Consider the following 24525-nt stretch of genomic DNA (forward strand, 5'->3'; position numbering starts at 1 on the left):
GAAAAATCCATGTAAAACTTAAAAAGATTATACATTAAATTCATTGAATTTAAAAATTTTTTAATATTTACAGTATTTTTCCATTCTATTCAATAGACCTCGAAGCATTATAAAACTTTTAAAATTTATATTAAAAAATTAATAATACTTTAATATAATAAACAAGGAGTTTTATAATTATTAGATTACTACATTAGTATTTTAATCAATAATAATATAAAAGATTTGTCTTTTATTGAAGAAAATATACATTAATAAGGGTTATTAAATCTTTTAAAAGGTATAAAATATTTTATATATTGTACGTTTTTCTGATTTTATATTAAAATTTTATTTTTAAAGAAATAGAAATTAATTTTTTTTTATTCAATAATAAAATCAATGGTTTATTTTATAATAATAAATGTAATATATTTAGATTTAAATATAAAAATAAAAAAAAGTTAATCAGTTAAATACTGATCGGAAATTATCCAATAACTCATTGCAATGAGACAGCCTACCATTATTAAAGGTGGATAAACGAAATATCCAAGAATGTATGATATTGTAAATAGTATAAATTCAAATAATGAGTTATGCTCTCCTTTATCTAAATAAATAATAAGTGCAACATTGGCTGGGTCAGCCCTTTTAATTATTTCTGCTTGTATAACATAATGTATGTGGAGAAGTATAAATATAGATCCAAAACAAGCTTGAGCAAAAAATGAATTAAAGTGTTCTGAAACCATAGTTGTAAAGTATGGAATAAAGCTTAAAATGAATATTCCTGCCAAACTTGTCCAAACAATTGTACTGTTTAATTTATTTATTCTAATAAATAGATTATGGTGTGAATTCCAAATATTAAAAACAATAAAGAAACTTACTAAATATGCAAGAAACTCTATTCTTACTTCCCATAAACTGGCAAAATCCGGATGTGCTGGTATTGGAATTTCCAAAATAATTAAAGTAACGATAATTGCTAAAATAGCATCGATTAATGCCTCAAATCTTTCAGTATCCATGAGTATCACTATTATCCAATATGTTTATAATTTTAAGTGGTAAATTCCAAACAATTGCACTTAACAAACAAGATATTAAGATTGCAATAGGATTAATATATATGCCTATTAAGAATCCTATAATAAATATGGTATAAATTATTAAATTCAAATTAACATATCTTGAACTGTCAAGATTACTATTTTTATTAAATTTATCATGTTTTACCGCAATATGGCTAGCCAGTAAATATAAAACATTTGTTAAAATAAATAGACTTCCATAACATATTTCTGGAGCTAATGAATATGGGTTTCCAGAAACCCAATATGTAAAGTATGGAACTAAAGTGATAATAAATGTTAATACCATATATATTGCAATAACATAGTTATCTATTTTTTTAATTTTATCAAATAGTTTTCTATGACTATTCCAGATACTTGCAATAATAATAAAGCTAATTAAATAACTGAGATATACTACGCTTAAATCCATAATTCCAGATAAACTTAATGTTTCGGGCTGTGGTATTTTAAGTACCATAACTGTCATCATTATAGCAAGTATAGCATCAATAAAAGTTTCAAAACGACCTGAATCCAATAAGAACACCATTAATTAATTTTTAATAAGACTAATATTCAATCCATTCTTTAATTTCATCTTTAGCTTTTTGTACATCGGAACCTTTAATATCAAGTCCATCTTTAATATCTGCACCATTACAAAGCTTTTTAATATCTTTCATGGAATTTCCTAATCCAGATCCCTCATGAGTAATGAGGGTTTTCACGGTTTTTCCTGTAAAATCGAGTTGTTTCAATTGTCCTTGTAAAGGCATTGGTAAAGTTCCCCACCAGTTTGGAGAAACAATATAAATTGTATCGTATTGGCTTATATCATCAAGGTATTCCTTAAGTTCGGGATAAACATTGTTTTCTTGTTCTTTTTTTGCAATTTCAATTGTTTCCATATAAGAATCTGGATAACTTTCCTTGGTTTCTACTTGAAAAGTATCAGCATCAATAAATTCTTTAATATGTTCTACTAAAACCTCTGCATTTCCAACTTCAAAATTGACCAAAGAACCGTTAAGATAATTTTCTCCCCTTCTTGAAAAATATATAATTAGATTATTCATAATATCACTTAGTTTTTATTTATAAATATTAATATATTTAAATTAGTGCATATTAATTTTTTTTAATAAAGTTAGATTATATTAAATAGTTTATAAATAACTTATTAAGAGGGAATTTTTATGAAGTATATAGATATTGGTTTAAATTTAATGCATAAATCTTATAATAAGGACCGTGAAGAAGTAATTAAAAATGCTCAAAATGTAGGAGTTACTAATGCCATTATTACAGGGGCAGATATTCAATCCAGTATTGAGGCGGCAGAATATTCAGAAAAATATCCGGGTATCTTATATTCAACTGCCGGTGTTCATCCTCATGATGCAAAAACATGTGATGAAAATACAATAAAAATTTTAGAAGAATTGGCTAGTAAGGATTCTGTAGTTTCTTTAGGTGAATGTGGTCTTGATTATAATAGAAATTATTCCCCTCAAAATATTCAGAGGAAATGGTTTAAAAAACAATTAGAACTTGCAGAAAAATTAGACATGCCAGTATTTCTTCATGATAGAGAATCATATCCCGATTTTTCAAATATTTTAAAACAATTTCCAAGTGTAGCAGAGAAATCTGTGGTACATTGTTTCACAGGAAACAAGAATGAGGTTGAAGAGTATCTGTCTTTAGGTTGTTATATAGGAGTTACAGGTTGGATATGTGATGAAAGACGGGGTGATGAACTTCGTGAAGCTGTTAAGTGTATTCCTCCTCAGAAACTTATGATTGAAACAGATGGACCATTTTTAATTCCTAGGGACTTGAAACCTAAACCAAAAAAACATAGAAATGAACCAAAATATTTACCTCATATATTGGAGCGTATCGCATCTGAAATGGGTTTAGATTCAGATAAGCTTTCAAAACAAGTTTATAAAAATACTAAAAGCTTTTTTAATATTTGATTCATTTTTAATTTTTAAAAATCTTATTTTTTTTAAATTTTTAATTGTTGATATGACAACATTTATATATTAAAATGTTCAAATATTAATTTAATTGTTGATATATCAATAATCTTATTTTTACTATTATTTTTAATTACAGTGTGATTTATCAATAGTTATTTTTTTTACTAATTTTTTTAAAATTGGGGTGATATTCTGTCGGATTTTATTAAGAATAAAGGATGGCTATCAATTGATAGTATAACCCTTTTATTAACCATAATAATTCGTTCAAAAACCATATATATAATGGAAAAACTTAATTCCCCGGATATTGGAAAAAGTCAGGTTGAGATATTAAATAAAATGGGATTGTATAATAGGTCAAATAAGAAAATTAACCAGGAATTACTATCATATGATTTACAAATAGATAAAGCATCTATTAGTAGAAGTGTACAAAGTCTTGAAGAGAAAGGTCTACTTAAAAAAGAACAGGATCCCAATGACAAACGCCAAAATTTACTTTTTTTAACTGATGAAGGAATTGAATTTGCAGATAGAATTAAAAAATATGAAGAGGAATGGGAAAATGCTATCTGTGATAATGATAATGAGTATAAGAAAGAATTTCTTGAACATGTACAATATATTACGGGAAAATCACTTGAATTAATTTATAAGGAGGAGTGTAATGAGTAAAAACGATGATAGAACTAAACGAAACATTGAATTAATACGTGGAGATCCTAAAATTGCTATTCGTAAGTTGTCATATCCAACAATGTTATCCATGTTTCTTGTCATGTTATATAATATAGCAGACAGTTTATGGGTGGCAGGTCTTGGATCAAATGCATTAGCAGCATTAGGTTTTATTTCACCATTATTCTTTATTATAGTTAATGTAGGAAATGGTATAGGAGCAGGTGCAAATTCAATAATTGCACGTGCTATTGGGGCAAAAAACAAACCACTTGCAGACAACTCCGCAGTTCACTCAATACTAATTGCAGTAATATTATCCGTATTGGTTCCAGTTTTATTGGTTCCATTTCTAAAAGAAATTCTATTATTAATGGGTGCTGGTAGCTCATTACAAATGGGTTTAGATTATGGTAATGTTGTGTTTATATGTACATTTTCATTTATATTCAATGGTGTACTTGCTGCAATATTAAGATCTGAAGGTGATGCAACAAGATCAATGTATGCGGTTGCAGTTACAGCTGTTTTAAACATAGTATTAGATCCAATATTCATTTATGTATTTGGAATGGGTGTTGGAGGTGCTGCATGGGCATCTGTTATATCTTCATTAATCGCATGTTTTGTAATGGCTTATTGGATATGGGTTAATAAAGATACATACTTAAACATTACAAGATCAGCATTTAAATATGACTCATATATTTTAAAACAAATAGGATTAGTTGCTATTCCAAACATGGCAGAGGGAATTGTTTTCTCTGTTATGATGATGGTTATGAATTGGATGCTTACATTAGTTGCAGGTACAACTGCAGTAGCTGTATATACATCTGCCGGAAGAATTAACCAACTTGCAATGATTCCACTTATTGGTGTAGGTACTGCAATGCTTACAGTTGCAGGGGCAGCTTATGGTGCAAAAGATTATGATAAACTAGAATTCGCACATAAATATGCTATAAAATTATCATATATAGTATCAATTATTCTATGTATAGTAATGTTCTTTGGATCTGATTATATAGCATTATTATTTGCATATACGGATCAAAGTGCAATGTTAGCTCCATTAATATCAGAGGTACTTAAAATATTATGTTTGTTCTTACTTGCTGTACCTGCAGGTATGATTTCTGCTATGGTATTCCAAGGAATAGGAAAAGGTGTAATATCTTTTGTTATTACATTGTTTAGGGCATTATTACTTGAGATAGCACTTGCATACTTCTTTGGAGTAATATTACACATAGGTCAAAGAGGTATTTATGGTGGTATGGTTTTAGCTGCAGCTATAGGTAGTGTGATTGCCTATATATGGTGTAGATTATATATTAAAGGTCTTAAAAATAATTCCTAATATTTTTTCCTTTAATATTTTACATTTTAAGAACTTCAATTTATATGATTTCTTAATAAATTTAAAATTTTATAAGCTTACTTTAATATCATTTAAAGAAAATATTTACTTACTTTATGGTTTATCAAAAAACATTAATTTTCAGATTCTTTTTTTCTTTAAAGAAAATATTTACCTATTTTTATATTGAAAATTGTTATTGTTTTATAAAAAATATCAAAGTTTTCTGTATTTTTATAAAAATAAGGAAAATGCCGATTTTTTAATTAAATTTTTAAAGATTATCTTTTATATAATAGAATATCAAAATCTATTTTCTTCCGCTGTAGAAATTAAAGAATTCAATATTTTTTTTAAATAAATTAACTTGATAATTTTATATAATCAAAAAGAGTAAAAAAAAATATCATTATTTTAACTGTTATATATAGTTAGTGTAAATTGACTGTTTTTTTATTAAAAATTTATAAAAAGGATTTTTAATATTTAAATTTTAAATATTAAACTCTTCTTTATAAAGTTCAACGCCTTTCTTCAATCTTTTAAATCCATCCTCTAATAATTTTCTAGGACAAGCTATATTTATTCTTATAAATTGATCTCCATTTTCACCAAACTCATAACCTGGAGAAAATACTACCTTAGTTTTTTCAAGTAAAAAATCATTAAACTCTTTGGATTTAATATTTAATTTACTACAATCAATCCATAAAAGATATGTTGCTTCTGATGGAACTAATTTTAAATCGGGTATTTCTTCTTTTAGATATTCATCTAAAAATAGTTTATTGTTGTATATATAATCCCTTAATTGATTCAGCCAATCTTCACCATGATTATAAGCTGCAATTGCAGCTGAACATGCAAATAAATTCGGATCTGATAGTCCCTCAATTTGAATATGGTTGAATGCCTTTTCTCTAATGTTTTCATTTGGAATACTAATTGCCGCGGTTTTAATTCCTGCAATATTAAAGGATTTACTTGGTGATAATGTTGTAATACTATTATTCCTGTTTTTATTGGATGCTGAGATATAGGGAGTATAAACAAGACCCGGATTTGTTAAATCACAATGAATTTCATCTGAAATTACAATAACATCATATTTGTCTGCTAGTTCTCCAATTTTCTTTAGTTCATCTTTGGTCCAAATTTTACCAATAGGATTATGAGGATTACATAAAAGCATTAGTTTAACTTTGGGATCTTTAAATTTTTCTTCTAAATCATTAAAATCAATTGAATAGTTTTCACCATCATAAATTAGTTTATTCTCTTCAACCATCCTATTATTGTCTTCAATAACATAAAAGAATACATGATAAACAGGAGTTTGAATAAGGACTTTATCATTTTCCTCTGTAAATTCTCTAATTAAAGAGGATATTGCAGGCATTACAGAATTTGTAAATTTTAACCATTCTTTTTTATGAACAACACCATATTTTTTCCACCAATTGATATAAGCGTCATACCACTCATCTGGAATTAGGGTATATCCATATATGCCTTCATTTACTTTTGAACTTAAAGCATCTTTTATTTCAGTTGCTACTTTAAAATCCATATCCGCTACCCACATAGGGACTTCACAATCATAGAAATCCCATTTTACTGAGTTCGTATCTTTACGATTTATAATAGTATCAAAGTCATATCTCATATTTTCAACTCAAACTATAATATATAATAATTAAATAAATAGTTTTGTTATTGTTTTTTTTAAAAGGTAGTATAATAATTATATAGTTATAATTATATTTTATGTAACTTCTAAGTTACCTTATTTATATAAATATAGTCAAATATAATATATCTGAGGTTTAAAAAATGTCTGATGCTATGTCATTATGTAAATCTTGTCCTATAGAACAAGCTGTAAATTTGATTCAGAAAAAATGGTTAGTTTTAATTATTAGGGATATGTTTTTTGGAAAAACTCATTTTAATCAGTTTAAAGAAAATAAACCAAAACTATCCAATAAGGTATTATCAGAATGTTTAAAGTATATGGAAGAAAATGAATTGGTAATAAAAATAGGAAATCCTGATAATAAGCTTGAAACTGAATATAAACTAACTGAGAAGGGTAAAAGATTAAACAAAGTTTTATTTGAATTGGCTGAATTTACTATTGATACAGACTCTTATTATCTTGATTTAAAAGACTCAGATAGAGATATGATTAAAGATGAGTTTAGGGATACTTTAGAAATTGAAAATGATAATGAATAATATATTCTTAATAATTCTTTTACATTTAATCATTTGATATTTATCTGATTTTAAATTTTAATTAATTAAATATTATAAAAAAAGCTTATTTTTTGTTTAGATTTTTAGGAATAAAATACTCTTATTTTTAAAAAATATTTTACTATATTATATCTATTAAAACTATTAAAATTATTAATTTTATTAATATAATTAAATAAATAGTTTTTCTTCTGTTTAATATTCCTACTTGTTTTTATTTTAAATAGATAAACTTATAAAGTTTCAGAAAGGTTTTTAAACTTGTTTAATAATTATTTATTTTTTCAAATTAAAGAATGAACCTAACCGGATCTTATTTTTATAAAAAAAGGAATTTACTAATTAAAGTAAACTTAAATTAAAAAAAAGAAATTGTGAAAATTAAATTTCATAATTTATACAATTCCTTGTGATTGCATAGCGTCTGCTACTTGTTCAAATCCATGGATATTTGCACCTACAACAAAGTTTTTAGGTTGGTTATATTTATCGGCAGCATTACTAATGTTGTTGAATATATTGACCATGATATTTTTTAACATGTCATCGACTTGTTCAAATGTCCAGTGGATTCTTTCTGAGTTTTGGGTCATTTCAAGTGCGGAAACAGCAACACCACCTGCGTTTGCAGCTTTTGCAGGTCCAAATAATACGTCATTGTCCAGGAAATAATTGGTTGCATCAATAGTTGAAGGCATATTTGCACCTTCACATACAGCAATTACATCATTATCCACTAAAGCCTTAGCATCATTAAGGTCGATTTCATTCTGTGTTGCACATGGAAGAGCTATGTCTCCATCTACTGTCCATACACCTTTACCTTCATGATATTCGGCAGAAGGTCTTTCTGCAGCATAATCATACATTCTTCCTCTTCTGACTTCTTTAATTTCCTTAAGTAATTTTAAGTCAATACCCTCAGGATCATATACCCATCCTGTTGAATCAGATGCAGTAATTGGATTTCCACCTAATTGTTTAGCTTTCTCAATTGCATATATAGCCACATTTCCAGCACCAGAAACAATTATATCCTTATCCTTAATAGAAATGTCCTCATTTTTAAGAAGTGTGTCTGTAAAATAAAGAAGTCCATAACCTGTTGCTTCGGTTCTAGCAAGTGATCCACCATATGTTAATCCTTTACCAGTTAAAACACCTTCAAATTGTCCAGTAATCTTTTTATATTGACCAAATAAATAACCAATTTCTCTAGCACCCACGCCTATATCTCCAGCAGGTACATCTCTATCTGCATTAATATATTTATATAATTCAGTCATAAAGTTTTGACAGAAAGTCATTACTTCGCGGTCGGATTTACCTTTAGGATCAAAGTTAGAACCTCCTTTAGCTCCACCAATTGGAAGTCCTGTTAATGAATTCTTGAAAATCTGTTCAAATCCTAAAAACTTAATAATTCCTAAGTTTACTGATGGGTGGAATCTAAGCCCTCCTTTAACAGGACCAATTGCACTATTAAACTGTACCCTATATCCGGTATTTACTTCCACTTCTCCTTCATCATTTACCCATGGAACTCTAAATTTAATTTGTCTTTCAGGATTAGTTAATCTTTCTAGAAGTGCATCTCTTCTATATTCCTCTTCCTTTTCAAGAACTGCAGGTTCTATTGATTTTAAAACCTCAGTAACAGTTTGATGAAACTCAGGTTCACTTGGATTTTCTTTTTTTATTTGATTAATTACTTCATCTACATAAGACATAATAAATCTCTCATTCTAAAATTTTTTGTATAAATCTTTTCCTTTATACTTATTAAAACTTTGTTAAGCATTATATTTAAATTTTCATATTTAATCTAGTAAATTTGGATATTATCCTATTAAATATTGGTTTATTTTCGTGTAATATAATCCTGATTAATAAAAAATTAAACATTATTCAATTTTTTTTACAAAAATAGCGAAATTATATATTAAAACTAAATATTTAGAATAAAAATTATAAAAATATTTAATTCCAGTTTAAAAAAAGGATTTTATTATAAATAATAATACTTTAAAATTATGATTTATTTTAAAATAATGCATATTTCAATTTACAAAATTTAAAAATAGAATTAATCGGCACCTAATTTAAATTGAATAGATGTGATGAAAACTTTTTTTTTAAAAAAATAAAAAAAGAATAGGGATTAATGTTTAATTCCTATTTAGAAATTGTTATTTTACTTGTAACCTTATGTTCTCCAAATTCTAGACAATGGAATATTTGCCTGGTTTTAAATTAATGTTTAAATAAGCCATACCATTATTATCAGTTGTTTTATAATAGGATTTCTTACTGACAGTAATTTTCACTCTTTGACCTGCTAATGGATTTCCATGATTATCAACAACTTTAACAGCATACTTAGAACCATCTTTGTATTTCATATTAAGATTTTGAGCAGTAATTCTTGGAAGTACTGTAATCTTATTAGAGACTTTATAGTCACCGTAAGTTGTAGTGATGGTATATGTTTTTGGAGCTAGATTAATATTTAAACTTGCAATACCCTCACTATCAGAGATTTTGGTATAGGTTTTTCCACAGACAGTGAAGTTAACTGCAGCACCTGCTACAACATTTCCATCATTACCTAAAACTCTAACTGAGAATTTAGTACCATTTTTATAGTACATTACAATGTTTTTATTCTCAATAATTGGTGAAATAACACTAATCATAGTGGTTTTTTCCTCTCCAGTTATAGGGTTTACAGTTGTAATCGTATATTCTCTTGGTAAAAGGTTAATGTTTAACTTTGCGATTCCTTGATCGTTAGTTTGTTTTAGGTAGGTTTTTCCACAGACAGTAATGTTTACATTAGTATTTGCCAATGGATTACCTTCACTGTCTAAGTATAATGCATAATATTGGGTATCATTTTTATAGACTTTAACAACATCCTTTACCTCTAAAGTAGATTTAACTACAATGATTGAATGAACAATAATTGGATTATATAAATCAGAACCATTATATGTTGTAATTACATTATATGCTCCACTATCTAATTCAATAGGTAAATAAACAATACCATTATAATCAGTTGTAAGATTATATTCTGTTCCATTAATGGTAATTCTTAATCCAGCATTTACAACAGGGTTACCGTCTGAATATACTAATTTAGCACTTAATCCTTCTGGACCTTTATAAAATTTAGTAATATTATTTACTGTTAAGTTAAGGTCCTTATTAATTATTTTTAATATTCCAGTTTTAATGGATAATTTAAGTAAACCACTATTAAGTAAATTAGCACTAACAAGATAATTGCCGCCTACAGTTGGAATAAAGTTACCATAATAGGTAGTGTTATTAAGTGTTCCGTTTATTAAGTTTTGACTTGTGGAACCATTGGAAATCCTATTCATTGGGAAATTAACACCAGATAACAATATTAATTTTACATTAAATCTAAAGGCATTTTCATCCAATATTATTGTGTTATTATTGTCATCTAAAATAATTCCGTCTAATGTATTGTTTTCATTAATAAAACCAATTTTGGTCTGATTATTTAAAACAACAACATATGTTTGAGTATTGATGTAATTCTTGTTAAAAATTGCTTCTGTGAAATTATTTTTATCTAATGATAAAAGACCAATGTTTATAATTGAATAGTTTGAGGTATTAGCGGTATTATTTATTAAAATGGCAGATCCATTGTCATTGTATAATATTGTTGATTCGTTAATGAAGTTACTATTAATTACAGTTATATTGGAATATTCATTTGAAAGGTAAATTAGATTTTTAACATTATTGTTTTTAAATGTTGAATTAACTATGGTAGTATTAGAATAAAATGTGTCTGGATAGTTATATGTACCTAAACCTGTAATTAAATAATCATTTTTAGCAGTGTTATTTTCAAATAAGGTTTCAACAATATTTAAAAAGCCGTAATCGTTTGCGATAGCAGCAGCATTTAAATCAGCTGTATTATTAATGATTCTACATTTTGCAATATTTACATGAGGTACATTTGATTGACCCATATATATTGCTCCACCACTTACTCTTCCATGATTGTCTTCTATAGTACAATTGTTTAAATTGACATAGGATATATATGTCTCGGTTATAACCTCATTATTAACTACGGAAGTAATATAGTACATGAGAGGATCTAATTCAAGGGCACCACCATAACTAGCGGTATTGTTTTTGAATACACAGTCATTAAAAGTACTGTTACTACCAGTAGTGTAATATGCTCCACCCATGGAACTTATATTTAAATAGTCTACAGCTCTGTTATTTGTAAATCTTACATTGTTGAAGTATCTGTTAGAACCTGAAGATGAGAAAACAGCTCCACCTCTAAGTCCCTGGTTATTATCAAATAAAACATTATTAAATGTGTAGTCGTAACCGGAATAGCCTAAGATGTAAAGTGCTCCACCATATGACACAGCAGTGTTGTTTAAAAATGAAACATTTTCAAGTATTAAGTCACCTTCACCATCTTTAAAGTATGCTCCACCAATGGAGCTTGCAGAGTTGTTAATGAAGCTTGTATTATAGATATAATGATTTCCCCATCCATTAATAGCTCCACCTTGTTCAGCTTTATTATTTATGAAAGTACAATTAATAACAGTTAAATTACCATGACCCATGGTATAGATAGCACCTGCCCATCCGTTGTTATAGGTACCATTTGTAAATATAATGTTTTTAAAGGTCACATCACAGTTATAATCAATATCTATGATTCTATCACCATTACCCACTAAGGTAATAGGGGTTTCATTTAAGGAAGTGATAGTTATGGTTTTGTTTATACTGTAAGGTTCTGAAGGCATATACCTGTGACCGATCATTACCTCATCTACAACATAGGTTCCAGGAATACCTTTAATCGTATCATTAAATCCTGAAGCATTTACAGCCTCTTGTAATGTTTCATATCCAGTATCATTAATAAACCAACGATTGATAGCTCCTCTGATTTTTAAGAAACCTGATTTTAAATCGATAATAGGATTATCAGTATTTGATCCTGAATAGCTTATCTCATTTCCATGAATTAGATAGGAACCTTCATCGAATCTAAGGCTAAATCTGGATGTACCATTAATGACTGAATCATTAATTAATTCATTGTTAACATCATTTACATAATATGAAAGATATCCTCCATTAATCGGATTTAACATATCATCAGTAACTGTTGCAAATACTTCTGTTGGAGTGGCATTTCTACCATTTACAGTAGAGTTTCCTAAATAGCTGACTTTAACACCATTTATTATTCCGCCGTTAAGGTTGATGTTACATGTATCTCCAGTCATGGTATTATTTCTTAAATAAGTAGTTGAAGATTCAGCTATGTTAATATCATAAGCCTCATTATTGGAGAATATGTTATTTGTAATATTTGCAGAACCATTTGTAAATATGGCATCTTTACCATTATTGGATATTGTTGAATCAACTAATATTAAAGGGCTATTTGTATAGATTACAGAACCGGTATTTTCCGCAACATTGTCTGTAAATTTAGAATTGCCGATTATTAAAATACCGTCAACTGATGCAATAGATCCACCATTTAAAGCATTACCATTGGTAAACTCTGTATTATTAAGTGTTAATTTACTTGAATCTAGTAATATAATTCCACCATTATCAGATGTTTTTCCATCTATAAATTTGATATTGGATATGTTAGTATCTGCTTTAATGACAAATATACGAGAACGGTTTGATCCGGATATTATAACATTTTCTCCAGTAATGGTTACAATTTTATTGATTACAATATCATTCTCTTCATATGTACCATTAAATATGATAATGGTTTTTCCACCACCTAATTCCTCATTCTTTAAAACAGCAGCTTTTATAGTTTTAAATGGATGTTCATAAGATCCGTCATTAGAATCGTCACCATCCTTAGATACATAGATTCTGTCTACAGTAGGACCATTTACATGGAATTGGACATTTGTGATTTCATCATCATACATTACAGAAACATTATCAAAACCTGTGTTTAATCCAACATAGGTTATTGTTGCTGAGTTGTTTACAACGGTAGTTGAATTTGGATTTAAAGTTCCTAGTTTACTTGTTAAATTAATTTTGTAATTTGGCATAGATTGGTTTAAAGTTTCAAAACCTGTACCATTACTAGTTAACTTAAATTCCAATGTTAAATCTTCTTTGGTATATTGGTTAACATTACTATTAATACTTGGTATAAGTACAACCCAATTGGTTAATCCTAATCTATCACTGTAGAAGCTTGTATTTGGTTTTGTATTATTACCCCAGAAATTGTAATTTACAGAACCGGATACATCAGAATAAACTATGGGAGTACCTGCCTTAACAGTATTATTATCAAATATACAATATTTTATAATGATCTTATTATCACGAGCACTGATTATTCCCTGCATATTGCTATATGAACTAGTACCTGTATTGTTTAAGAAAGTACAATGTTCAATTATGGTGTTTGCATAAGTTACAACTGCCCCAGTAGGTCCTTTATTATTTAAAAATGTACAGTTTGAGATAAGTAAATATTTATCCTTATTTCCGGAACCGCCTGATGTGGTTGTTGAGGAAATAGCTCCAGATGTTTGACCTGAACCATTTATAAAAGTAATATTATATAGTTTTGTAATGTTGTTTCCCAGAAGGATATGATAATTACTTCCATTGGAATAGATAACCACATTTCCCCTTCCAGCCAAAATCACATTATCCTTAATATAATAGCCATTTAATTCGTAAGTACCTTCATTAATTATAATAAGACAATTACCACCTAACTCCTTATTCCTATCTAAGGCCTTGGTGATTGTTGCATATGGTGCATCAATTGCTCCGTCATTACCATCATAACCGATTTTGGAAACATATATGGTATCTGTAACTGACATGTCTGGAATTGTAATATTGACATTAGATGAGATACTATCATCCGTAACATTTATATAAACAGTACTAGGAGCAAGACCTTCACTATCTTCTATAAATGCATCATAACCATATTTTGAGGAATCACTTGTAAAAGTAATAGCATAAGGTTCACTTCTGGCACTTAAACCTTCTAGGCTGGAAATGTCTAAGTTAAGTACTGAGTAATAAATATAAGTACTGCCAGTTCTATTAACTCCGTTACCATCTATATACGAGTAACCAACTTCCAAAGCATCATCATAATCAGGATAATCATCATAGTAATATAATGTACCTGTTATATTGGCTTTTTGACCTTCTTTTACTGTGATATAGTCATTATCGAATTGGATAAATCCTTCATCACCAGTATGATTATCTTCACCAATAACATTGGTATCGTTATTAATATTTTTATGGATATTATCATTGTTATAAGCAATATCTTGATTGCTATCGTTCAAATCAATAGCAAACGATGTTGGTATTAGAATAAGCACTAATAATATAGTTAATATTAATAACACTTTCTTTTTATTAAAATTCATTGCCTCTTCTCCTTATTTATAGATATGAAATATTATTCATATCGATTTATGATTTATAGAATCTCATATTTAATAGTTCCTTCTTGAATCTTTAAATATATAAAAAAATTCTATGAAAAGATGAAAATTTTTAAGATAATCTTAAAAAAAGCTTTATGAATTATAAAAATTAAAATGAAAATATTAACAATTGAAAAGGATTATATGGATATACAAAATGTCAAAATAAGAAAAAGTCGATAAATATTTAAATATTAAAAAAAGTAATTAAAAAAGAGAATTATTCGTCTTTTTTAAAGAATTTGTCTTCAATTTTTTCAACAATATCCTTAAACTCTTTGGATACTGGATTTTTAGGATCTTCGACTGTGGTTATGGTATCCTCATCTACAGCATTTGAGACCTCTTCAGTTAGAGGAATGTCTCCTAAATAGTCGATATCCATAAGTTTTGCAAAGTTTTCACCCTGGTTTTTACCAAAGATATTGATTTTCTCACCACAATGTGGACATTCAAAGTATGCCATGTTCTCTACAAGACCAATCTGTTTAATGTTCATTTTTTTAGCCATTGTAACACATTTTAATACATCCTCTTGTGATAAGGAGTTAGGTGTTGTTACCATTACAACTGCGTCTGCCTCAGGAATAGTTTGAAGTACAGTTAATGGTTCATCTCCAGTACCTGGCGGGTTATCAATAATCAATACATCAAGATTTCCCCATTTTACATCAGAGATGAATTGTCTGATTACTCCTGTTTTCTGAGGTCCTCTCCATATAATTGGTGTGTCCTGTGAATCGAGTAAAAATCCCATAGACATAATGGCAACATTGTCATCTGACATTACAGGGAGTATTTTATTATCTTCAATTCCTAATACCTGACCTTCCTTACCAAACAATTTTGGTATATTAGGTCCATGAATATCTACATCAAGAATACCTGTTTTGTATCCTTTTTTAGCAAAGGTTTCTGCTATGTTAGCAGCTACAGTAGATTTACCTACTCCACCCTTACCACTCATAACTACAATCTTATGTTTAATATGAGACATATTATTAGCAATGTTAATTTCTTGTTGAATTCTTGCTTTCTGCTCTTCTTTGCTCATATTAGGGTTACCATGATGGTTTCCTTCAGGCATAGTATCCTCCTTTATATTCTTATTAATTAATAACTGTATATGATTTTATAATAAAAAAGTATTTTATAATTAAATCTAAATTTTAATAAAAATATTTCTTTTATATATTAAAAATAATTAGTTTAATTTTATTAACTTTTTGTTATTTTATTATTATGGATTATCTTATATAAATATTTTAATATTAGATTTCCATATGGATGCTTTTAATCTATTTAATTATGGTATCAATATTATCAAATACAAAACCCATAAATCCAATAATGATCGGGTATACTAAATAGATTAATCCAACATTTAACATGTATTCGATAAAATTCATTGGCAAACCTACTGCATTATAGTAGAATTGATCAAGAACCACATTTATTATAAATATTAGAATACCAAATACCAAAGCTTCTTTTAAAAAATCCTCTTTAAATGATTTTAAATAATTAATACCTAATATTAATGATAAGACCGTGATTATAATATCTAAAATTATGTTAAAAATATAGGGATTTGAATTATGGGACATTAAAATCAGGGTAATCGTAACAATCCACGTCAAAAACCCATATATTACTCCTGTTTTCTTCATATGAATCATCTATAAAAAATTAAAAATTTCCTTAATAGTTATAATATCAAATTTGACAATTAATAGTTTTACTATAATTAACTGATATTCATTATATTGTTTTTAAAAAAATAAAGAATTAGTTTACTAATGTGTGTATGCTATTTAAAAAATAATAAGATTTAATATAACTAACTGATTTTAATTAAATAATCGTTAAAAATAATAATGTTTAGTGTAATTAATTGGTTTTAATAATATGCAATTTTAAATTAACAAAATCATTTTAATTAATTAAATTTAATAATTAGTATCTAAAAAAAGGGAATGTTTACTGAGATTTACTCAGTAATCATCAACTTTCGGTTTTGCTTTAGTAAACAATATTGGAACTACTATCATTACAAGGAGTAACAAGCCCTGTATGATTATTTGATTGGAATCTCCACTTGCGAAGTTCTGAATATTACCTGTAATCCACATAATACCTATTACAATTGGTATAAAGTATCTGATAATAAATTTCCATGTTTTACCAATCTTATGTTTGGAGTATTTATTAATACTATCAACTATATCATCTATTTTATAAATCCAACCGAATATAACACATTCGATAATCATGGTTAGAAGTAAACCAAACTGATTTAGGAATTGATCGAAGTAGGTTAATATATTGTTACCATAGGAGGTTGAATATATTATCGCTATTAAAAACCCAACAATACATATGTATGTAGATGCTCTTTTACGACTAATTCCAAATTTATCGATGAGTGCTGAGGATATAGGTTCAACAAGAGATAATGCAGAGGTTAATCCTGCAAAGAATAAACATATGAAAAATAAAGGTCCAATTATATATCCAACAAAGCCCATTTTATCAAATACACTAGGAAGAGCAATAAATGCAAGACCAGTACCTGCAGAAACTACTTTGTCTAATGGTAATCCACTGGATAAGCTCATGAAACCTAAAATACTAAACATACCTACGGCGGTAAACACTTCAAAACCACTATTTGTTAAACCAACAGTCAAACCGTTTTTAACAAGATCCACTCCTTTCGGCAAATAACTTGCATAGGTAAGCATAATGCATAGGCCTAAACTTAGTGAGAATACAATCTGTCCGAATGCTGCAAGCCATATGTTTATATTTGTGATTTGACTCCAATCAGGAGTAAATAAAGCTTTTACACCAATATATGCTCCAGGTAATGTTAATGAATATATTACAATTCCTGCCATAAGTACAAACAGAACAGGAATTAAAACTGCACAGACATTACCAAGCCCATCATTTAAGTCTTTATGGGAGATAAACCATACAATGAACCATACTATAAATATGGCGAATAATACAGGCAATACCATATGGAGTGCACTCATTGGATTATTAGATGCTTGAAGAACGGAATTCATAAAGAATCCATTTGTATCCTGTCCCCATCCTTTATTAAAACTTAAAAATAAATATATGATATTCCATCCAAGAATACATGTATAATATGTTAGAATTAGATATGGTACCATTAAAATGAACCATCCAATATATTCGAATTTTCTATTTATCTTACGTAATATTTTACTTAAACTAGCTTTAAATCTGTATCCTGCACCATATTCTATGTAAATAAATGGCAAGCCCACACATGCTATAGCTATAATGTAAGGAACCAAAAATGCTCCACCACCATTTGTATAGGATATGTATGGAAAACGCCAAATATTACCCAGACCTACAGCAGAACCTATCATAGCTAGTAAAAAGGTCATATTGTTTTTCCATTGATTTTTTTCAGTCATTATAAAACCCATTTTAAAAAAAATTTATAAAAAAATTATCATATTTTTAAAAACAAGAATTTAAAAATATAAAAACTAAAACAGTAATATTATGTTAAAACTTGTATAAATTTATTTCTTTTTAATTAGAAAAAATATTAAAAGTAATTTAAAAAAATATATAAATTAAAGTTTTTAGAAATTTATTGAATGTTTTTCAAAAAAAGTTAAAAAATATTCCATAATCTTTACAATAAATAGAATAACTTAAAAAATGAATAAAATATCATATATCTTATTGAAATATTTATTAATTAAAATAAAATTCTATTTTTAATAAAAGATTAAAATGAAAGTTATTTCAATTGAACATCAAAATTAGCCATATAACCTAAAGTTGTAGTGATTATCGGATAGAAGAGATACATGTAAGCTATTCTATAAATATAATCAATATTACTTGAATTACCTGGTGAAATATTAAATAAAGCAAGTATGCCATCCAATATTATTGAAATTACAATAAAGTATACACCTAAAACCAAACCTTCGGCTATTTCATTATCAGGCAATGGTCTAATATATATAATACCAAATATTAAAGCCCAGAATATGATCCATAATGGCATATATGTATTGAATAATGGTAAATCTGCACTAATAACCCTATTGGTTAATGAAGAACAAATAAATACCAATAAATAAGATAGTATTCCATAGACTGTAGCTATTCTCCACTTCATTATATAACCTGAAATATTTATTCAATTAATAATTTAATTTTTATAATGATAAATTTAATCGTTAATATTTAATTAACTTTAATATTAATAGACTTCAATAAAAATAAAATTAATCATTTTTTAATAGTAATTATTATTGGCTAAATGGCTAATTAAGCTGGTAAATGAAATTAGTTATCAATATCTAATTTCTTTTGTGCTTTTTTATTTAAGGATATGACAGGACTTTCACTAATTACTTTTCTCTGTTGTACCTCAACATTTTCCAAGGATAAGAGTATTTCTTTAGATTCAATTCCTCCCTGATATCCATTGAACCCACCAATGGTTCTATCTTTTTTAATGGTTCTATGACACGGTATTACAATTGGAAATGGATTCTTTCTTAATGCATTACCTACAGCCCTATATGCCTTGGGATGACCAATTTCTTTAGCTAATTCACCATAGGTATTTACAGATCCTCTTTTGGTATTATATTCTGCATTTAAAACTTCTCTTTCAAATGGACTACATCCGGAAAAATCAAAATTATCTAATGGGAACTTAAAGTCTTTCCCATTTAAATAATCTTGAATATCTAAAACGAGCTTCTTAATTCTTTTATTCAAATGACTAAAACTTACGGAATCTAAGTTATCATAATTTTCATATGCAATTTCTTTAGATTTTAAATCTGGAGTAGACAATATAATGTTTTTAATTAAAACATTATCAGAATCTTGAAAAACAATAGTAATAGGGCCAATTATTGTTTTTTCAATTGTAAACTCCTTAAGTTCCATTTCCATATTATCAATCCTGAAAAATTAATATTATTATATATAATAATATATATTATTATAATAATATTGTTTTTGGTAGAATCTTATTTAAATTAAATATAATTTTCTGGTATATAGTATGTCAAGATATAATCAACATGAAGAATATTTAAGGAAAGTACTAATGGGCTCATTATCAAGCGAAAATCCCTCAAAGGAAACATATCTAAAATATTACAAAAATTCTAACTCCTATTTTAATCAATATAAAATAGAATTATTGGAAAGATATAAAGATAAAAGTTTCACGGATTTTAAAGGAGTTCATACCATTGACAATGATTATGGACAAGCATTGGAAATAGTAAACAGCAAAAAGATCAACTTTAACCTTAAAGATAATGAAGTTGAAAGGGATTTGATTAACGATTTAAAACTTGTATCAGGTATTGGTAATAAAAAGGAAATAGCTTTAAAAGATAATGGTTACGATAATCTTTATAAGTTAAAGAATCATCCAAAATACTCTAAAAAAGCAGAATCTTTAATTGATACAATTAACAATCAAAACTTCCAGGATTATTTCAGATTGATGAGAAAATTAAAGGAATATAACACGATGATGTGTGCAGATAAAGTAGATGTTGAAAACTTCAGATTTATGGATATTGAAACACTGGGACTTAAAAATGTACCAATAATCCTTATTGGAATCGCATATATTGAAAATGATAAACTTATATCCAAACAATATTTACAAAGAAACGGTCAGGAGGAATCCAGTATTATCGATGCTTACATATCAAACCTTGATGAGGATTCAGTACATGTTACATATAATGGAGCCAGATTTGATATACCATTTATTAAAAATAGGGCGGACTACTTTGGAATAAAATATGACAAACATTTACATTACGATTTATTGTATTTTGCAAGAAAACTCTATAAGGAAAGATTAGAAAATTGCAGATTACAGACTGTGGAGTCTTATATATGTGGTTTTGAAAGATTTAATGATGTTCCAGGACAATTCATTCCTGAATACTATAAAACATATGTAGACAGTCAAAACATTGGACCACTTGTACCTATTATAAGACATAATCGTCTTGATATTATATCCCTTGTGGAAATATTTATGAGGATTTATGATGACATTAACTTTTAAATTAAATTCTAAACTATAAATTTTTATGAGGATATTAATTTTCTAATATAATATAATTCAATTGAAACATAAACTTAGAATTTATATAAGAATCCGAGACTGAAAGGCATTTATCTAGATTATAATTAAATTAAAAGTTTAAACCTAATGAGAATCAATAGAATTTTATAGGTTATTCAATTTTACATATGATTTCATATAGTTTTCAATATTTTATTTAATTCAAACTAATTTTTTAGAAAATTGTATAATTTTTAATAAAGTTTAAATCTATAAAAATATATACATTATAATAATATTGTTAATAAATTCATAATTTAAGAAATTTATTCTAATTCTTGAGGTGATTTAATGGATGAATTAAGAACTGCAATGGTGGGAACTCCATGTCAAATTACAGCTGCAACTAAAATCAATAAATATAGCGATATAACTGGCGGATCTCCTATTGATATTAAAATAGGCCTATTTTGTATGGAAAATTATTCATATACATACCTGGAAAAATTTTTAAACAGTAACAACATTGAAATGCATGAAATTAAAGAATTCCGTATTGAAAAAGGACAATTTATAGTTTATTTAAATGATGGAAACAAGTTTTCAATACCTGTCCGTGAAACAAAAATATTTACACGTAAAAACTGTGAGGTATGTACTGATTATACCGCCGATTTATCTGATATTTCTGTTGGATCTGTAGGTAGTTCTAAAGGATATTCAACTGTAATTGTTAGAACAGATAAAGGTGAAGAAATCATTAATGACATGATTAATAAGGAATTATTGGAAGTTGGAGAATTAACAGACAGTGGTTTAAAACTTCTTGAAATAATTGCTAACAGAAAAATCCATGAAAATCAGGAAAACATTAAAGAAAGGGAATCTGTTGCAAGACAAGTTTTATCACAAAGACATTTATCCGAAAAATCAGCTGTCACTCAATCCAAAGATTGTCAATTTAATAATTTGGAAGCAGATGTTATTAATGTAGGTGGATGTGTATTATGTGGTGCATGTGAATATGTATGTCCAATAGATATTATTCAGATTAATGATAGGAAACCACAGTTATTTGGAAAATGTAAGGAAGATTGTCATGCATGTTACTTTGCATGTCCTAGAACATATATAAGTACTGATATTTTACCTGAGGATATTGATGATAAACCTTTAGGAGAGTATAAAAAGATTTTATCTCTTAAGTCAAATAGCATTAATGGTCAAGACGGTGGTGTAGTAAGTGGAATATTAACCTATCTATTGAATGAAAATAAGGTTGATGAGGTATTCCTTGTAGGTCAGGATGAGGATATTCCATGGAAACCTAAGTCATTTGTATCTGGTAAAGTCTCAGATGTTATTGCAGCAGCTGGAACCAAATACAGTACTGTACCAATCGGTTTTAAAGCATTAACAGATAGGGAAGATTAAACATCTTCTTTTTACTCTTTTTAAAATCAGATAAAAAAAAAGACCAACTATTTTTTAAATTTATATTTAATTCCTGATTTAAAAATTCTATTTCTCTATTCAATTTAACTAAATTATAAAGATTATCCATTTAAAACATTAAGATACTAATTTTATATTTTTAAACATTATCTACATTATAGATTGATTTAAACCAGGCTAATTGCATAAAATATTCTTAAAGATCATTATTTTATAATAGGAGATTCCTTAAAGAAGTTTATTCTGATACTATCTTTTAATGAATATCCTGAAAAATTTAAAAAAAATCATATTTTTTTAATTAGTAACCAAAAGTTATTATAATATAAAATACTATTTATATACATAAATAAATTATACTAAGTAAAGTTCTTGAAAATAATTTTAATATGTGAATTTTTTAAATTAAATATTATTTTAAAGATTTTATTTAGAAATAATATTGTCTAAAATAATTTTATCATTATAACGAGGTGTAAATATGAGTGATAAAAAAGAATCCAAAGCAGATAAATACTTTAATATGGATTTAATGAAAGAACTATGTGAAACCAACGGTATTTCTGGTTTTGAAGATGATATTGCAGATATTTTTGAAAGAGAATTAACTGGTGTAGCAGACACAATTGAAAGGGATAATATGGGAAATATTATCTGTACCAAAAAAGGTAAAAAAGGTAAACCAACTGTTATGTTAGCTTCACATATGGATGAAATTGGATTAATGGTTCGTTTCATTGATGATGATGGATTTTTAAGATTCACAAAAATTGGTGGAATTAATGATCAAATGTTACAAAACCAAACAGTTACAATTCATACAGACCATGGTGATGTAACTGGTGTAATTGGTTCTAAACCACCTCACATTACAACTGCTGAAGAAAGGAAAAAAGTAGTTCCATTTGATAAAATGTTTATTGATATTGGAGCTAAAGATAAGGAAGAGGCAGAATCAATGGTTTCCATAGGAGATCCTATTTACATTAATACAATATTTGCAGAATATCCTCACAACTGCTTTATGGGAAAAGCTATTGATAACCGTGCAGGATGTTATGTAGTAATGGAAGTACTTAAAAGAGTAAACACCGATGCTACAGTTTATGGTGTTGGAACTGTTCAAGAAGAAGTAGGTCTTAAAGGTGCTAGAACTTCTGCATTTAAATTAAATCCTGATTGGGCATTTGCTTTAGATACCACATTATCTGGAGACCACCCAGGAATTAAACCTGATGAAGCTCCTGGAAAGATGGGTGACGGACCTGTTATAGTACTTATCGATGCGGCAGGTAGAGGAATCATCACCCCTAAAAAAGTAAGGGATTTACTTATTAAAACTGGTGATGAAAACGATATACCTTACCAATTAGAAGTTGGTGACGGTGGAACTACCGATGGTAGTGTAATCAGTCTTACAAGGGAAGGTATTCCAACAGGAGTATTCTCTGTACCAACAAGATATATCCACACTCCATGCAGTGTTGCTAGTGCAGAGGATATTGAAAACACTATTGAATTAATTGTTAAAGCTATTGAGTCATTAGCTTAAAATTAATTTCCCTTTTTTCTTTTTTTATTCAATTCTTAAAGAATTTATGACATATTTTTTAAAAAAAAACAATAATCTGTTTTTATTAATATATATTAAACTAGTTTTTGAACCAATCTCTTAAGATGATTTTATATCTAATTTTATATACCTTTGATTTTTAATAAACCTGTAAAAAATCAGAATATGTAATTATAATTTTAAAATAAATACAACCAATATTAGATTAAAATAGTGGATACTTAAATCAATTAAAAATAGTTTAAAAATTCATCATATACTTTAAAAACAATCAAAAAAACTAGTTTAAGAATAATTGATAAACAACAAATGTCTTAATCAAATTTAATTTAAATATTAAATGATTTTAATTCATTTAGTAAAGTTTATTAAATATATTAAATATAATAAATTACATTATTATATTCTATTTTTCATAATTTAAAGAAAACTAATAACCTAATCTAAAATTATGAATAATGTCTAAAAATTATCAATATTTAT

18 protein-coding genes are annotated in these 24525 nt (G+C 27.2%); 7 read left to right on the forward strand and 11 right to left on the reverse strand.

Going from position 1 to position 24525, the window contains the following annotated elements; translation table 11 throughout:
• Positions 1–443: 443 nt before the first annotated feature.
• The 3 genes from ON24_RS02750 to ON24_RS02760 are packed head-to-tail and all read right to left on the reverse strand — an operon-like array spanning position 444 to position 2137.
• Positions 444–1013 (reverse strand): TMEM175 family protein, encoded by a 570-nt coding sequence (locus ON24_RS02750; protein WP_040681879.1) that lies wholly within the window; start codon positions 1011–1013, stop codon positions 444–446.
• A complete protein-coding gene (locus ON24_RS02755; RefSeq protein ID WP_050553535.1) occupies positions 1003–1599 on the reverse strand; it encodes a TMEM175 family protein in 597 nt (198 codons plus the stop codon). The genes ON24_RS02750 and ON24_RS02755 overlap by 11 nt, the downstream gene beginning before the upstream one ends.
• Positions 1600–1630: 31 nt before the next feature.
• Entirely contained in the window at positions 1631–2137 is a 507-nt protein-coding gene (locus tag ON24_RS02760; RefSeq protein WP_016358434.1) for a flavodoxin, read from the reverse strand.
• Positions 2138–2257: 120 nt separating this feature from the next.
• Between ON24_RS02760 and ON24_RS02765 the strand changes: the two genes are divergently transcribed.
• From ON24_RS02765 to ON24_RS02775, 3 genes are all read left to right on the forward strand, one after another.
• Positions 2258–3043, forward strand: coding sequence for a TatD family hydrolase (locus ON24_RS02765; RefSeq protein ID WP_040681880.1), 786 nt, complete (start codon positions 2258–2260; stop codon positions 3041–3043).
• A gap of 291 nt (positions 3044–3334) precedes the next feature.
• The gene (locus ON24_RS02770) at positions 3335–3727 is read left to right on the forward strand and encodes a MarR family winged helix-turn-helix transcriptional regulator (protein ID WP_040681881.1); all 393 of its coding nucleotides are present in this window, start codon (positions 3335–3337) and stop codon (positions 3725–3727) included.
• Positions 3720–5093, forward strand: coding sequence for an MATE family efflux transporter (locus ON24_RS02775; protein WP_016358431.1), 1374 nt, complete (start codon positions 3720–3722; stop codon positions 5091–5093). The genes ON24_RS02770 and ON24_RS02775 overlap by 8 nt, the downstream gene beginning before the upstream one ends.
• 493 nt (positions 5094–5586) lie before the next feature.
• On the opposite strand, the gene ON24_RS02780 is transcribed toward ON24_RS02775, so the two are convergent.
• Positions 5587–6759, reverse strand: coding sequence for a MalY/PatB family protein (locus ON24_RS02780; protein WP_040681882.1), 1173 nt, complete (start codon positions 6757–6759; stop codon positions 5587–5589).
• Between the two features lie 167 nt (positions 6760–6926).
• On the opposite strand from ON24_RS02780, the gene ON24_RS02785 reads away from it, so the two are divergent.
• Positions 6927–7331 carry a winged helix-turn-helix transcriptional regulator gene (locus ON24_RS02785; RefSeq protein WP_050553536.1) on the forward strand — a complete coding sequence of 135 codons (405 nt, stop codon included), beginning with the start codon at positions 6927–6929 and terminating at the stop codon, positions 7329–7331.
• Positions 7332–7747: 416 nt separating this feature from the next.
• Here the strand turns inward: ON24_RS02785 and gdhA are convergent, their stop codons facing one another.
• The 7 genes from gdhA to ON24_RS02820 form a co-directional block, all read right to left on the reverse strand.
• Positions 7748–9082: an NADP-specific glutamate dehydrogenase gene (gene gdhA, locus ON24_RS02790; protein WP_040681883.1), complete on the reverse strand. Its 1335-nt coding sequence runs from the start codon at positions 9080–9082 to the stop codon at positions 7748–7750.
• A gap of 492 nt (positions 9083–9574) precedes the next feature.
• On the reverse strand, positions 9575–14839 hold the full coding sequence (locus tag ON24_RS02795) for a right-handed parallel beta-helix repeat-containing protein (protein WP_040681884.1): 5265 nt from the start codon (positions 14837–14839) through the stop codon (positions 9575–9577).
• 280 nt (positions 14840–15119) lie between these two features.
• Positions 15120–15986, reverse strand: a complete 867-nt coding sequence (locus ON24_RS02800) for an Mrp/NBP35 family ATP-binding protein (protein WP_040681885.1) — start codon at positions 15984–15986, stop codon at positions 15120–15122.
• A gap of 211 nt (positions 15987–16197) precedes the next feature.
• On the reverse strand, positions 16198–16569 hold the full coding sequence (locus ON24_RS02805) for a hypothetical protein (protein ID WP_016358425.1): 372 nt from the start codon (positions 16567–16569) through the stop codon (positions 16198–16200).
• A 324-nt stretch (positions 16570–16893) separates the two neighbouring features.
• Positions 16894–18357: a sodium-dependent transporter gene (locus ON24_RS02810; RefSeq protein WP_040681887.1), complete on the reverse strand. Its 1464-nt coding sequence runs from the start codon at positions 18355–18357 to the stop codon at positions 16894–16896.
• 335 nt (positions 18358–18692) lie between these two features.
• A complete protein-coding gene (locus ON24_RS02815; protein ID WP_040681888.1) occupies positions 18693–19079 on the reverse strand; it encodes a hypothetical protein in 387 nt (128 codons plus the stop codon).
• A gap of 170 nt (positions 19080–19249) precedes the next feature.
• Positions 19250–19870 (reverse strand): methylated-DNA--[protein]-cysteine S-methyltransferase, encoded by a 621-nt coding sequence (locus ON24_RS02820; protein ID WP_040681889.1) that lies wholly within the window; start codon positions 19868–19870, stop codon positions 19250–19252.
• Positions 19871–19982: 112 nt separating this feature from the next.
• Here ON24_RS02820 and ON24_RS02825 point away from each other — a divergent pair, with 112 nt between their 5' ends.
• From ON24_RS02825 to ON24_RS02835, 3 genes are all read left to right on the forward strand, one after another.
• Positions 19983–21014 (forward strand): ribonuclease H-like domain-containing protein, encoded by a 1032-nt coding sequence (locus ON24_RS02825; protein WP_040681890.1) that lies wholly within the window; start codon positions 19983–19985, stop codon positions 21012–21014.
• A 351-nt stretch (positions 21015–21365) separates the two neighbouring features.
• Entirely contained in the window at positions 21366–22448 is a 1083-nt protein-coding gene (locus ON24_RS02830) for a Coenzyme F420 hydrogenase/dehydrogenase, beta subunit C-terminal domain (protein ID WP_040681891.1), read from the forward strand.
• Positions 22449–22950: 502 nt separating this feature from the next.
• Positions 22951–24021, forward strand: coding sequence for a M42 family metallopeptidase (locus tag ON24_RS02835; protein ID WP_236254916.1), 1071 nt, complete (start codon positions 22951–22953; stop codon positions 24019–24021).
• Positions 24022–24525: the final 504 nt, after the last annotated feature.

This window comes from Methanobrevibacter boviskoreani JH1 (genome assembly GCF_000320505.1).
Lineage (GTDB): Archaea > Methanobacteriota > Methanobacteria > Methanobacteriales > Methanobacteriaceae > Methanarmilla > Methanarmilla boviskoreani.